Source organism: Kamptonema sp. PCC 6506, from assembly GCF_000180455.1.
Taxonomy (GTDB): domain Bacteria; phylum Cyanobacteriota; class Cyanobacteriia; order Cyanobacteriales; family Microcoleaceae; genus Kamptonema; species Kamptonema formosum.
This window is the reverse complement of the sequence record NZ_CACA01000288.1, coordinates 1-14242: the sequence shown is the minus strand read 5'-3', so window position 1 is coordinate 14242 and position 14242 is coordinate 1. Positions and strand designations below refer to the sequence as shown.

The following is a 14242-nucleotide window of genomic DNA, read 5'->3' as shown; positions in this document are numbered from 1 at the left end:
GGGGCAGGCACGGGGGCACTGCCCCTACAGAAAACCTGTTGATCTGAGAATGAAACCGCCCTGCATCTCCCCCTCTCTTTCCCTAGCCCCTAGCCCCTAGCCCCTTCTTTCCCTTCTTTCCCTAGCCCCTAGCCCCTAGCCGCATAATTGACTAGAGTGAAAGTAGAAAAAAATGTGAATGTTAAAAGTAAGGCATCTCGAAAAATTACGCCCCTTTGGGATTTGCCTTGCCCAAGACTCGTTCACCCTATAGTTTGTTGGAATGAATGTTGCTGTGATCGTAATGCCATCAGAAACTTCCCCGGCTGAGTCTTCCCCCTTGATTTTAGACAGTTTGCCGGATATGCCACTCTCAGAGAAGGGGTGTCCCCGCCGAGCCAGGTTGCAAATTGACCTGATGTTATTGGCGATCGAAGCCTTATATCTCGGCGGTGCAGAACAAATGCTGGCAGTGGCAAAGGAATTGGAACTGGAAGGAATTGTTAAACATCGGGTTGCCCTTTGGCTGCTGCGGAACACTAACCCTCTGCGGCTCTTCAGTCAGCGGCGTTCTCTGACTGTGCTGGAGGCGAAAGCACTGGTGGCGATCGCCTGTTATTTAGCACGCAGGTTAACGGTGAGAATTAGGCAGTTGTTACTGGAATATCACCAAATGAATCAAAAAGGTCTGCCTCTAGAACAGAATTTATCGCTGGCTGACTATCTCGAACGTTTCCGAGCTCACTTCCGTTCTCGGATGAATCCGAGGCGCTCTCTAGTTGTTGCCTATGGTTCTGATGAAAAATTGAATGAACTAGCTCTCAATTTATTGGGCAAATTGCTATTTTGTACTGGTACAGCGGGAATGCAAAGATTTTGGATTAGTTTATTTGATGGAGAGGTGGAGTAATGACGATTCAGCGTCAGTACAGTCTGCCTAACTGCACCCTAATTTTAGAGGGTTTAAGCGACGGGACGGCTGCTCCTAGCCAGTTCGATCTCAGACCTGCGCTTTCGATTTTAATGAGCGCTGAGTGTCGTTTTGTGGGTCAAGGACAACCGCTTACGGGAGGCCGTGACTTTTTTGAAAGTTTAGTTAAAGCTGTCAGTAGTTACGCTCAGGAATTTTTGAGCGGAGTACCTTCACTGGCAGGTGAGAGTACGCAGCCTAGTTTGGTGCGGTTCCAGAGAATTAATGAGAATTTGCATCGGTTGACGGTTCAAGCGCTGGAACCGGAAAAGACGACATCGCCAGCATCAAAACCCCCTCTACCAACTCAGATCGATTTAACGACGGTACAGTTATTTGATTTGGTGGAGGCTGTGGATCAGTTTTTTGCTGACTCGCAAACGCTTCCAGAGCTTTCGTTGCAGTTAGCGCCTGTTTCTAAGCGCCATGCTAAGGCCACCGCCCCGATTGCTAAGCGGGCTTTGCCTGCTGCTGTGGGAATGTCGAGCTTGGCTTTGGCGGCGATCGCGTTTTTCTTCGTACCTATTCCTGAAATCCAGCGACCGAGAGATCCCGTTCCTCAACCCAATGCTAGCGGTAATCTGGCTACGCCCACCCCTAGCGGTGCGGGGACACCAAATCCGAATCCTACGCCTTCTCCTGATGTTACTCCCTCGGCTTCATCAAGTCCGACGGCTTCACCGAATCCTACGCCTTCATCGAGTCCAACGGCTTCGCCTCTCTCTGCCGAAGAGTTGAAGGGATCGGAGGCTACAGCAGCGAAGATTACAGATGCAGCAGAAATCGAAGAGTTGAGTGGAAAAGTGTATGAGCAAATTAATGCAGGTTGGAAGAGTCGGCCAGGGTTTAAAAATGATTTAGCTTATCGAGTGACTGTAGCTCAAGATGGGGCGATCGTTGGCTACAAGTTAATTAGCCCAGAGGAAGCAGACGAGGGACAAACGCCTCTGCCGGAACTACTATATAAGCCAGTTGGCAGCAGGCGCATTGGGGAGCCACTTGCTGATTTTAGGGTAGTGTTTACCACAGGCGGTGTGTTACAAGTTAGCCCTTGGTGAGGTTGAAGAGCAATTAATAGGCTTGATAGATTTTAACCTCAGTCTTAAGGTGGGCGCTGTCAGAATCACGATATTTCTCGTGTAGGAGAGATATGTTCTGACAGCGCCTACCCTACAAGAGTTGTTGGCGATCGCACTAAATCTCTAAAAATATTGCTCAGGTAAAGCAGTTATGTTATAATCATTTAAATAACGGGGGTATAGCTCAGTTGGTTAGAGCAGGTGACTCTTAATCTCAAGGTCGTAGGTTCAAGTCCTACTACCCCCATCGTCAAAAAACATACCCCAAGAACACTACCAGGAATCTCTACATCTATAGGGAGCTGACTGGTACGAGTATCCACAGCTAAAAAGTATTACACGATACAAAATAGTGAGCGATCGCCTCTTAGAGAAAAAGTGGTGATTGACTCAGCCGAAGTTTACCGCTCTTCTTTGACTCTGATAAAATGTACAACCAGAGCTTGCTCTTCATCCAGAAAAAGGAAGATTTCTGATGTCTATTATCCGCGAAGAAATGCCCGTACTTGCTCGCCATGAAGGAGATTGGGTGGGAACCTATACACTCATCGATACTGAAGGGAATATTATTGAAAAACATCACTCACATTTAACGTGCCATTTTCCCGAAGATCGGGAATATCCCTATTACCAGATTAATCGATATAAATGGCTTGATGGCAAGCGAGAAGAGTTTTTTTTTCCAGCAACTTACCGAGACAAAAAAATCTTGTTTGATACCGAGCGCATTCAAGGAAAAGCCTGGGAAGTTGATGATTCAACAGTGATTTTATGGTTTATTTATAAAGCATTGCCGGATATTTACTTGTATGAAATGATTCAAATTAGCCCCTGTAATAATTATCGTTCCCGTACTTCGCACTGGTTTAAAAATCATCAAATCTTTAAGCGAACAATCATTCAAGAAGAACGCTTGCAATAATTTATTGAAGTAATTCAATAAATTTCAAAATAACCAAAAACGTAATTTAATAATGAGCTTTATTACTTTCAAAATTCGCCAACAAAAACGCTTATTAGTTATTTTCTTTTGGATAGTTAGTTGCTGCTTTTCCCTAAAAGTCGAGGCTCAAGACCCAGAGACATTGCGGAGAGTTTACCAGCAAGTTCTTGATTCTTATCTCCAAAATTTAGCAGAGGCACGAAGGCAGGGAAATCGAACTTACGAAGCACAGATTTTATCCAGTGCGGGGTTAGCTTATCAATATTTAGGTGAGGATCAAAAAGCGATAGAAGTGTATCAGCAAGCTTTGCTAATTGCTAAATCTATCCGAGACCCAGCAACAATTTCTCAAATCCTTACTCAGATGGGTAGTACCTACAGCAAACTAGGGGATTATCAGGGAATTAATTTTTTTGAAGAACAGTTAAAGCAAGCCAGAAACAGCGGCGACCCCCTACTGATAAGCGCAGTTTTAAAAAGTTTAGGCTTGGCTTATATGTCTCTGCCAAACTATCGTAAAGCAATTGTTACTTACGAAGAATATTTACCGATGGCGCGGCAAAGTAACAATTCGCTGGAAGAGTTACAAGCTCTAGGTTTACTAAGCACTGCCTATGGTGTTATAGGGGAAACTCAAAAACAAATTGCCCTCCTAGAGCAACAATTAATAATTTGCCAACAAATAGGCAATATCGGACTCGCAAGTTACGCATTATTGAATTTGAGTAAGGTTTATGAATTATTAGGAGATTATCAAAAAGCTATTGCCTATCAGGAACAAGCTGTACAACTAGCACATAAATCTCAAGAACCATTACAAGAAGTGCTTGCATTGCAACAGCTAGCGCTGCTTTACGGTCGGATAGGAAACTCTGAAAAATTGATTTCTTTTTTACAGCAAACTATTGAAATTGCTAAAAAAAGTAATAACGAATTCTCTCTAGCTCTAGCTTTAGATTATCTTAGCCGTGCTTACGCTTTAGTCGGTAACTATTCCCAAGGGATTTATTTACAAAAGCAAAGTTTATTGATTTATCAAACCCTCAATCAGCAAAGCAAAGTAGAAACGAGTCTCAGTGAAGTATGGGGGTTACAAAATTTGGGCAGGCAACAATTTAAAGCTGGTCAATTAGCCGAAGCCGAAAACAACTTACAAGCAGCGCTCAAAGCTTCCAATAAACTGTTAAAAAATCAGCTATTGCCTAATAGCAACTTATTGGCTACTAGCAGCGATGAATTAAATCTCAATATCCGCGAAGCAACATTAGATATTTACCGAACGTTGCAACAAGTTTTAGTTGCTAACAACCGTAATGACGAGGCATTAGAAGTAGCAGAAGTAGGTCGAGCCAGAGCTTTTGTAGATTTATTAAAAACTAATTTAGGAGTTGACACTCAATCTGAACTAACACCTGTGCCGCTGACATTGGAGGAAATGCGACAAATTGCTAAAGCGCAAAATTCTACATTAGTGCAGTATTCCATTGTTTATAATGACAATGTAGCTGGTTGGGTGAAAGTAGGAAAGCAACGACCCTATGAAAATACATTATATATTTGGGTAATTCAACCGACAGGAACCATTACCTTTCGTTCGGTTAATTTACAACCCCTGTGGCAACAGCAAAAAAATGTAGAAAGTGACTCTTCTCTATTAACTTTTTTTGTGAGTAATGCTCGTAGTTCCATCTTGGTTAGGGGTCGCGGCGTTCCTGTTTCCAGCACACCAGAAACAGGCCCTTCTAGCGGCAATCCCGCTAATACCCGCCGCAAATATCAGCAATTACAGGAACTCTATCAAATACTAATTCAACCAATAGCTGACTTGCTACCAACTGACCCCAAACAGCGAGTTACTTTCATTCCCCAAGAAACTCTGTTTCTGGTTCCATTTGCAGCTTTGCAAGACACTAATGGCAAATATTTAATCGAAAAACATACTATTCTCACGGCTCCCTCAATTCAAGTTCTAGATTTAACTCGCCAACAGCGGCAAAGGTTAGGAAATTCTTTAACGGAAAGCTCACCTATTAAAAGTCAAAATTCCCTGGTTGTTGGCAATCCAACAATGCCCTTACTCTTGCAAAAAGTGGGAGAATTACCAGTACAATTGGCTAGCTTACCTGGGTCAGAAAAAGAAGCAAAAGCCATCGCATCTTTACTCAATACTCAACCATTAATCGGTACTCAAGCCACAGAAAATGTTGTCATCGAACAAATGCCAAATGCTCGGTTTATTCACCTCGCAACTCACGGGTTACTAGATAACTTGATGGGTTTTCAAAGTTCTCTGGCATTTGCTCCCGATAGTAAAAATGACGGCTTCCTCACTGCGAGAGAAATCCTCAATTTGAAGTTAAAAGCAGAGCTTGTGGTGCTAAGTGCCTGCGATACGGGGCGCGGCAGAATTAGCGGTGACGGTGTAATTGGACTATCTCGCTCCTTCATTGCTGCGGGAGCTCCTAGCGTCATTGTTTCTTTGTGGAAAGTGCCTGATGAACCGACAGCCGATTTAATGCTTTCATTCTATCAGAATCTTCAGCAAACACCAGATAAAGCTCAAGCTTTGCGACAAGCCATGCTCGCAACTCTAGTAAAATATCCTAGTCCCAGAGATTGGGCTGCTTTTACTTTAATTGGCGAAGCAGAATAGGAAATTTGGATTAATGACTAATGGTCTATTTTCAATTAACTTTCTGTCTCTTTGACTTCAAAAGTAAGGCGAGAATATTTAGGTTCTTCTAAGGCTTGCACGCAGAGTTCAGCGATATCTTCCCGGCTCACTTTACCCTTGATATTATCGCCTTGGTCGAACATCAAAGCTTTGCCCCCTGGCTCTTCTGTTAAGGCACAAGGTCTGATAATAGTGTAGGGTATGCCACTAGAACGCAAGCAATCTTCACCTTTCAACTTCCAGGTTAAAATCCCTCCTAATTGGTCGTTCATTCTCACTGCTGGCGGTTCTTCTTCTAAGTTTATTCCCGGTCGTCCGGGACGAGTAACTCCTGCGGAACTTACCATGACAAACCTAGTCAAATTTTGCTCGCCGTAAGCTTTTATATATTCTAACTCTAGTTGAAAAAGACCAGGCTCGAATTTAGGATTTAGTTCGCCGTCATATTCAAATTTACTCAACATTAATTGTACAGAAGTGATGCGGCTGCGGTCGATTAATTCACCATCCTTGACAGTTTTAGCGCGAAAAACGGGAATTAAATCATCAAAAGGAATGCAAACTGTCATCCAAATATTGTAAACAGTATCAAAGGAATAGCTGTAACCAATGCCATCCCATTTCGGGTCGCTGCGGAGGATGAATTTATATCGCTTACCATCGCCTTTTACGCGCAGTTCGATGCCGCTGTACTCTGCTAAATTAAGAGGCGGGTCAAAGTTGCGGGTGCGAACAGAAGCAAAACCGCCGGAGTTGGCAGTAGAAACGTTGCCACTAAATAAAGCGATATTATTTATCAACTTTATAGAACTTTCGCTAACGCCGCCCATTACAATGTCATCTAATGCGCCCCAAGTTTCTTTTAAATCTTGGGAGGGTTGGGCGAAGTCGCAGACTATTTTTTCACTAGCTTTTATTAACTGATTTCGGGTCGCTTGCACTAGATTTTGTATGCCTTTGTATTCGACTATTTCCGGCACATCTACGACTTCTGGCATATAAAATTTGATGCCTTGATAGTATTTTTCACGGGTGGGAGTATCTCCTTCTTGAGGTTGGACTCGCGTACCTGTGCAACAAATTATGGCTTCTACACCACTTGTTACCTGCTGCGTAAGCGTCTCTGGGAGAGTGATATCTCCCTCGACTAATTCGATACTTGGTCCTAGAATTTCACGGCCTCTGTTGGCATCTCTAACGAGGGCTCGCACTGTATAACCCCGCTTTAGCAAATGGCGTACTACTCGCTTACCCACACCGCCAGTCGCACCAGCAACAAGGATCAATTTAGATTTTTGTTTGGGAGTTTTGGCCTCACCTCCAAATAGTTGCTGTAGCCAATTAATACTGCCAATAAAAGGGATGACTCCGAAATAAACTAAGGTGTTGAAAAATCTGCCAGCATCCCATTGAGCGATATTTTTTTCAGTCATAATTTGTACTCGACTTTTTTATTACTTTTTTGAAGGATGAAATTGCCGTTTTTATTGGCTTTTGTATGCTACAAGACTTACGCATCACGCTTAAGTAGTCGGACATAATTAAACGTAGGGTTGGCGCTCGCCGCAAAAAACCTGTAACTCATAGAAGAAGATGGTTGCGGCGAGCGCCCACCTGTGCATTTTATAGCCTTTATTTATGTCCACCTACTTAGCAGGGTTATCAACAATTATGTGTAACTATGCGTAACTCATATTCTAGCTAAATTCTGATTTTTTAGCTTTGGGAACAAGAGATTTATCTAGCCGATTAGACACGAGGTTTATGATGACTCTGGTGCAAGGGAATCTCAATAATAAACTCCGTACCTTCTCCCGGTGTGGAAATGCACGTCATTTTTCCCCCGTGTTTTTCCGCGATAATTTGATAGCTTATTGCTAAGCCGATACCTGTGCCTTTGCCGACGGGTTTTGTGGTAAAAAAAGGCTCTGTTATCCGCTGGCGGATTTCTTCTGTCATACCAGGGCCGTTGTCATAAATATGGATGCTAACGGTTTCTCTCTTGGGGTGAAATTCCGTGCGAATCCGAATTTTCCCCTTGTATTTCGTCTCCTTATCATTTTGTGCGGTTTTATAATTGATAAAGGACTCTTCAAGAGCATCAATTGCATTGCTTAGAACGTTCATAAATACCTGATTGAGTTGACCTACATAACACTCAACTAAGGGGAGAGAACCGTATTCTTTAGTCAGGTGAATTGCTGGCCTATCTGGCTTGGGTTTGAGTCGGTTACTCAAAATTAGCAGAGTGCTGTCTAGCCCATCGTGAATATCAACTGGCTTCATTTCTGCTTCGTCAATTCTGGAAAAGTTTCGCAGAGATTGGACAATTTCGCAGATACGTTCAGCACCTATTTTCATCGAGGCTTGCAATTTAGGTAAGTCTGTAATTAAAAAATCTATCTCCATCGTTTCACTTGCCTCTTGAATTTCTGGTACAGGCGAGGGATAATGCTGTTGATAAAGATTGATTAATTCTATCAGATCGCGAGTATATTCATCGGCATGGCTGATATTTCCGTAGATGAAGTTAATGGGGTTATTGATTTCGTGGGCAACACCGGCTACCAGTTGTCCTAAACTAGACATTTTTTCAGTCTGAACCAGTTGAGTCTGCGTGCGCTGGAGTTCTTGCAATAGTTTTTCTAATTGAGTTGATTTTTCCCGTTCTCTTAGTTCAGATTGCTGCAAGGCTGCATTTAATTTTGCCAGCTTTTCGGCTTGCAGCAGGACAATATTAATCATTGAGTTTCTGAGTTCTATCGCCGCCTCAATTTCACATTCTTTCCAAGGTAAAGATGTGTATTTTACGGTTTCTTTCCACAACTCGAATGATTTCCGAGGAGACAGGCGAATGCTGCCATTAGCCTCGATTTCTATGGGTTTGTTTGGGTTTCCCGCCCAATTTACGGTTTGAATAACTTCGGGACGAAACCAGAGAACATAAATTTTCTGGCTGGGGGATATGGCAATTGCTAAACAGCCGCTTGCTGTGTCTTTTAATTGCTCGGCATTTTCATAAAACTTGGAGAGTGAGTCTGTATGAAAAACTTCACCTATGAGATTTTTTTGCCCCCATTCAAGTAACTGTTTTAGTGCCTCTTTTTCAGGGGTTTGACCTACTAAATAGCAATTTTCCCCAAATAAAACTGCTGCACCTGTAGCACTCACGAGGTCAAGTAAGCTCTGCTGAGACTTAACTAATGCCTGTGACAAATTTTCTGCTTGAGATATATTTTCCAGTAGCTTTGCTTGAATGGATTTTAATTGCAGTCTATAGTCGTAGTCTTCATTCCCTTCTTTAAATTCTAGTTCTAAAGACATGACTTGTCCAATAAATTCGCAGGCGGCGCGAACTTCATAAGGAATGTATTTGGGCGCGTAGTGATGGCAAGCAATCAGACCCCATAATTTCTGCTTTTTCATTAAAGATATAGACATAGAAGCTGCAACGCCCATATTTTGCAGATATTCTATGTGAATGGGTGAGACACTTCTTAAAATGCTGAAGCTGAGGTCGAGAGGTTGATTAGTAAGTGGATTGTTGCTGGGTACAAGTTCAACAGGTTTATAATTAATTTCTGGTATTAACCTCAGCCAGTTTTCGGAGTACAATTTTCTGGCTTGTTTGGGAATGTCTGAGGTTGGATATCGTAGACCTAAGAAAGGAGAAAGATTTTCTTCTTTATCTTCAGCGATTACAGAGCCATTACCTTCAGCATCGAATTTGTATACCATTACTCGGTCAAAGCCTGTAAATTTTCGCACTTCTGCAACTATTGTTTGACATAAATCCTGGAGGTTGCCAGTGCTTTGAATTTTAGAAAGTGTGGTTTTAACTGAATGATAAAAGCTAAAAACTGAAAGATTATTTTTTGAACTTGCGGGTTCTATCTCAATAATTAAAAGTCCTTCGTTTCTGTGCAATATACAGTCAAAGGTTCGGGGGTTGTAGGCTGTGCCTATAGTTAGTTTTAAAGGATTGACTGTTTTTAAATTTTCATGAATTAAGCAGCTTTTGAGACTTTCAATCTGAATGGGGTCGAATAAGGTACTCAAATCTTTGTTAATAAGGCTACTGGGGTGCAGACCAAAAAACTCGAAGGTGTTGTTGCTCATTTGTAAAATTTTGAGCTGAGGTTCTTTGACAACAAACATTACTCCGTGAGGCTGAATGTGTCCTGATATATGAATGGGTTCTTTGTCGCAGTTTGTTAAGTCAATTTCTGCTGTGGCGATGTTGTTTTGTGCCATTTTATTAAGGTTCCTTTTGTAAAAATGGTGGATAATTCGGCAGGTCTTGGTTGCAGTATGGTAGTGATAATTATAGTCAATTATACTACGCTCTCTAGCAGCTCACCATGATATAGCAGAAGTCAGAAGTAAAGTACAATTCCCAGAATAATTGGAGTAATTATTAACGTCCTAGTACAGCACGGCGGTTGCTATATAATCTATATAGTTAAGCTATCAGACTGAATCTGTAAGCGAGCGCAAGCCTTGATGATGGCTGAGCTGCTGTCTGTAAACTTTTTCACGCTTTTTTAAAGGAGAAGTATTTATATTATGCCAATAAAACCGGAATTATTACTAGCTTTACCTAAACGGGAGCATAAATCTTAATTAGCGATCAAAAAAGTTGATCGTCAGAGGATCGAGGGTGTTAAATAGTAATCTCACAGGCTGCCCGCACTAAGAAATCTAAAGTTATGCTCTCAGGTAGAAGCTATTGGCCTAAATTTAAGCTAAGCTTGATAGGTATATTCAACAAGCTGTATATTTTACTGATGTTTGACTTTAATACCGTTACTGCCTTTTCACATAGGCACTGTATCGAAATTTGCGCGTTTCTTGTACCTGCTAACTTGCTGGCAACTTTGCAGACGATTATTTTTACAGGTCTAAAACGCTCTCAACTTCAGGTGCGGTTAGGGGCAGCCGTTGGTAGCTTCTATGCTTTAATTATGATCCTTCACGTTTTTACGTGGCTGGCAATTGGGGTAGTAATGGCCCCAACATATATCCTGTTTCTGCTGGGAAGCATCTGTCTGGGGACTAATATTTGGGCGGCAGTACATTCTTCAAGTATGAGCCGATTAGTTGGGTATTTGCTGTCAGTGTTTAGGGAGAAAGGAAAGGGAAAGCTAAGGATGCAGGCATTAAAAATCAAATCGGTAATGGGTAATGGCTAATAGCTAATTGAAATCGATTAACCACGTTAAGAAAGTTGCATAATCCTTTCCAATTTGCTGATGGTTAACTGTTAACTGAATTACTTAATTTGTTAACGGTTAACGGTTAACTATTAACTGTTAACCCCATTACTTAATCAGTTTCGCGATCGCGGCAGTTTTCTTCTTCTGGGCCATGCGGATGTACCGTACAGTTGAGCAAATAGCCGCCATCGCTCCTACCGTAATAGTAGTAGCAGCCGATGCAGGTTTGGGGGCGTTCTAAGGGCGCTTGCTGAATAGTATATTGCGGGCCTGAAAACAGGGAAAAGCCGCGCTGTGTCTGGACTGTGCCAATAATACCCCCTGCGAATTCAATGGCTGAGCGAATGGTCTCTTGGCGAATACCTGGTTGTAGCTGCACCTCCATAGCTAGCCGCTGATTTAGGGGATCTTGTTCTTGGCGGCTAATGACACCTCCGAGAACATGAAAGCTCTCCGCGATCGCCACAGAAAACCTTGCTAACGACATACAATAACCCGATAAAACGTAAACTTGATCGTCAGTCGTAGCTCTAATTGTTAGGCGAGTAGGAATCAGCAATCTCAGGTGAGCGTTAAGTTCTTCAAAAACAGGCTCCAATCTCCAGATCGTTTGGTTTCCTACTTCTTGGTTGAGGCCAAAAACTCTAGAAACCTGCTCCATTAGGGCTGCTAGAGTATGAACTATCTGTAACAAAAGTGATTCTAGTGTGCTGTCAACTCTTAAGGGACACTCTCGGAGAGTTTTGAAATAATCCTCCAAGCGGTGGGCAATTCGTTGAATGCTGCTAAATCCCAGCATCGCGGCTCCCCCTTTAATTGAATGAGCACAGCGGATTAGCTGGTGCATACTTTCGGGATTTTCTACAGTGCTTTGTAGATGTACGAATCCTATTTCAATAGTATGAATGTGTTCTGTGGCTTCTTCAACAAAATAACCGATGATTCGCTGTAATTGTTCTGGTAGCATAAATATTCTCCTTTCGCCCTTTAATCCCTGCTCGCCTTCCTGTTGTGTGTCCAGCCAAATTTATCCATAAAAAGTGCATTGACTGAGTTAGAGGGTGTGTTGAGTGCAACAGTGATTTTTGGGGCTGCGATCGCACCTACTTTTTTCATATTATTACCCAAAAGTGCCAGCTAGGAGGCATTATCTAAAGTTAGATATTTAGAAAATCGAGAGCGATCGCCCCCAGAAAGGCAAATACTACACCGCCGCCCTTGGGTCTGGCTTTCTCCGTACCAGACCGCCGACAGCATAGCCAGTCAAATGATAGGAAGATTCATTTGCAAATTTTAGCACTAGATAGACGCAGATCTACGCCGATCTTCTGCCCAAATCTGCGTAGATCTAAGGTTTACAATAATGAATCAACCGTAACAAAACGACCGCTTAAATCTTCTGGCTTTACATTCAAAACTGCGCCTAAAAGAGCATTCGTGAAACCAAAGCTAATATAGGTCGCTTCAACGCGGCCATTGCCATCAGGATCGAGGTCAGACTGGGAGATTCCACCCTTACTCAAAAAGCTAGTTCCATCCTCTATAATTCCCGGATCTAAAAGTAAAATTCTGGGGTCGCTGAAGCTCAAGCTGACCTCTTGAAACGAGAGAATACCACCTGTAAATCCACCCGTCAGTCCAATCAAATCGTCAGACTTATTGAAGTCAACAATCACCGCATCAGGCAATTCAATTCCTACTGCTCTTACTCCCGATTGATCGGCTCTAAATACAAATACATCGCTCCCCAAACCTCCCTTATAGATATCAACATCTTTGTCACCAATCAGCGTATCATTACCTTCCCCTCCCACTAATAAATCAACACCAACCCCACCCCGCAACAAATCATTACCGCTACCTCCATCTAGAAAATCTCTATTTTTTTCACCCGTGAGAATATCATCGCCACTTTCTCCCAAAATATCATCATTTCCCTTACCGCCAAAGAGAGAATCATTGCCAGAACCCCCAAAAATACTATCACTATCATTATTACCAAAGATTAATTCTGCATCGGAGGAACCTGTAACAGTATCCTTACCGCCAAGGGCCCAAACTCCTTCTGGGAAATTAGCCAATTCTCCCGGTAACAGAGCAATATTTTCAGAAGTATTATCTCCAATCAGACGCAAGCTATCCGTAGGGTCTGGTGTCAGTACCATAATTTTCTGCTACCTAATATTTGCGATCGTATCCATCTTGCCATATTTAAAGAAATATAGACCACAGGGTGAGTGAAGGAAAGAAAACTAACATAAGAGTTGTAGCAGAAATTTTTAAACTTGGTATAATCTTACAGGCAGGGGAGTAAAAGTAAAGCTGATGCCGATTATAGTAGCTGAAGAATTGAGTAAACTTTATCCGGTAGCAATTAAAGAACCCGGACTTAAAGGCACAGTGCGGCACTTTCTGCGCCGCACATATCGCACCGTCAAAGCAGTTCAGGGCGTTTCGTTTCAAATAGAAGCTGGCGAGGTAGTAGGCTTTCTAGGGGCTAACGGCGCGGGGAAAACCACTACTTTGAAGATGCTGACGGGATTAATTTATCCTTCTACTGGAGTGGTAAGAGTGTGCGATCGCATTCCCTTCCGCCGCGAAGCTGATTTTTTGCAACAAATCACTTTAGTAATGGGGCAAAAACAACAGTTAATCTGGGATTTACCCGTCCTAGACTCCCTAAAAATCAATGGCGCTGTCTACGGTATCTCCGATAAAGAATATCGCCTGCGGGTGGGGGAACTAACGGAGATGCTATCCCTGGAAGGAAAGTTAAATCAGCCAGTAAGAAAGCTTTCTCTGGGTGAAAGGATGAAAGCTGAATTAATGGCAGCGTTACTGCATCGGCCGCAGGTATTATTTTTAGATGAGCCGACTTTAGGTTTGGATGTAAATGCTCAGTTTAGTGTCCGGGAATTTTTGAGGGATTACAATCAACGCTACCAAGCAACAGTGTTATTGACAAGCCACTATATGGCTGATATTACTGCTTTATGCAAAAGGGTTTTGTTAATCCATGAAGGGATGTTAGTTTATGATGGCAGTTTGGATGGATTACTTGATAGATTTGCACCTTATCGGGAGGTGAAGGTGGAGTTAGCTAGTCCGCTGTCAAAAGAGCAGGCTTCTGTTTACGGAGAAGTGGAATCTGTGGAGGGTCAGTCAGTGCGTTTTCTGGTACGGCGGGAGGCGCTGACGGCTACTGTGGCAAATATTTTAGCTGAGTTAGAGGTGATAGATTTAACTGTAACAGATCCACCAATTGAAGAGGTAATTGGTAGAGTTTTTCGCAGTGGTGGAGTTTCTTGAAGGAAGATAGGGGAAAAGAGGGGCTAGGGGCTAGGGGCTAGGGGCTAGGGAAAGAGGGAAAGAGGGGGAAAT

General features: G+C 42.6%; 10 protein-coding genes and 1 tRNA gene. 7 read left to right on the top strand and 4 right to left on the bottom strand.

Going from position 1 to position 14242, the window contains the following annotated elements:
• The first annotated feature begins 283 nt into the window (after positions 1–283).
• The 5 genes from OSCI_RS16230 to OSCI_RS16210 all read left to right on the top strand — a co-directional run bounded on the left by OSCI_RS16230 (position 284) and on the right by OSCI_RS16210 (position 5624).
• Entirely contained in the window at positions 284–889 is a 606-nt protein-coding gene (locus OSCI_RS16230) for a DUF3038 domain-containing protein (RefSeq protein WP_019487267.1), read from the top strand.
• The gene (locus OSCI_RS16225; protein WP_007356114.1) at positions 889–2007 is read left to right on the top strand and encodes a DUF4335 domain-containing protein; all 1119 of its coding nucleotides are present in this window, start codon (positions 889–891) and stop codon (positions 2005–2007) included. Before OSCI_RS16230 ends, OSCI_RS16225 begins: the two co-directional genes overlap by 1 nt.
• A 194-nt stretch (positions 2008–2201) precedes the next feature.
• Positions 2202–2275: transfer RNA gene (locus OSCI_RS16220), tRNA-Lys, on the top strand.
• A 228-nt stretch (positions 2276–2503) separates the two neighbouring features.
• Positions 2504–2950 (top strand): DUF3598 family protein, encoded by a 447-nt coding sequence (locus OSCI_RS16215; protein WP_007356113.1) that lies wholly within the window; start codon positions 2504–2506, stop codon positions 2948–2950.
• A gap of 52 nt (positions 2951–3002) precedes the next feature.
• Positions 3003–5624, top strand: coding sequence for a CHAT domain-containing tetratricopeptide repeat protein (locus OSCI_RS16210; RefSeq protein ID WP_007356112.1), 2622 nt, complete (start codon positions 3003–3005; stop codon positions 5622–5624).
• Positions 5625–5659: 35 nt separating this feature from the next.
• On the opposite strand, the gene OSCI_RS16205 is transcribed toward OSCI_RS16210, so the two are convergent.
• Together OSCI_RS16205 and OSCI_RS16200 are read right to left on the bottom strand one after the other, a co-directional pair.
• Positions 5660–7078 carry a CIA30 family protein gene (locus OSCI_RS16205; RefSeq protein ID WP_007356111.1) on the bottom strand — a complete coding sequence of 473 codons (1419 nt, stop codon included), beginning with the start codon at positions 7076–7078 and terminating at the stop codon, positions 5660–5662.
• Positions 7079–7394: 316 nt separating this feature from the next.
• Positions 7395–9899, bottom strand: a complete 2505-nt coding sequence (locus tag OSCI_RS16200; RefSeq protein ID WP_007356110.1) for an ATP-binding protein — start codon at positions 9897–9899, stop codon at positions 7395–7397.
• 533 nt (positions 9900–10432) lie between these two features.
• Here OSCI_RS16200 and OSCI_RS16195 point away from each other — a divergent pair.
• Positions 10433–10837, top strand: a complete 405-nt coding sequence (locus OSCI_RS16195; RefSeq protein WP_007356109.1) for a hypothetical protein — start codon at positions 10433–10435, stop codon at positions 10835–10837.
• 133 nt (positions 10838–10970) lie between these two features.
• Here the strand turns inward: OSCI_RS16195 and OSCI_RS16190 are convergent, their stop codons facing one another.
• Together OSCI_RS16190 and OSCI_RS16185 are read right to left on the bottom strand one after the other, a co-directional pair.
• On the bottom strand, positions 10971–11828 hold the full coding sequence (locus OSCI_RS16190; protein ID WP_007356108.1) for an Hpt domain-containing protein: 858 nt from the start codon (positions 11826–11828) through the stop codon (positions 10971–10973).
• 388 nt (positions 11829–12216) lie between these two features.
• On the bottom strand, positions 12217–13026 hold the full coding sequence (locus tag OSCI_RS16185) for a calcium-binding protein (RefSeq protein ID WP_007356106.1): 810 nt from the start codon (positions 13024–13026) through the stop codon (positions 12217–12219).
• A gap of 160 nt (positions 13027–13186) precedes the next feature.
• Here OSCI_RS16185 and OSCI_RS16180 point away from each other — a divergent pair, with 160 nt between their 5' ends.
• Positions 13187–14170 carry an ABC transporter ATP-binding protein gene (locus tag OSCI_RS16180; protein ID WP_007356105.1) on the top strand — a complete coding sequence of 328 codons (984 nt, stop codon included), beginning with the start codon at positions 13187–13189 and terminating at the stop codon, positions 14168–14170.
• Positions 14171–14242: the final 72 nt, after the last annotated feature.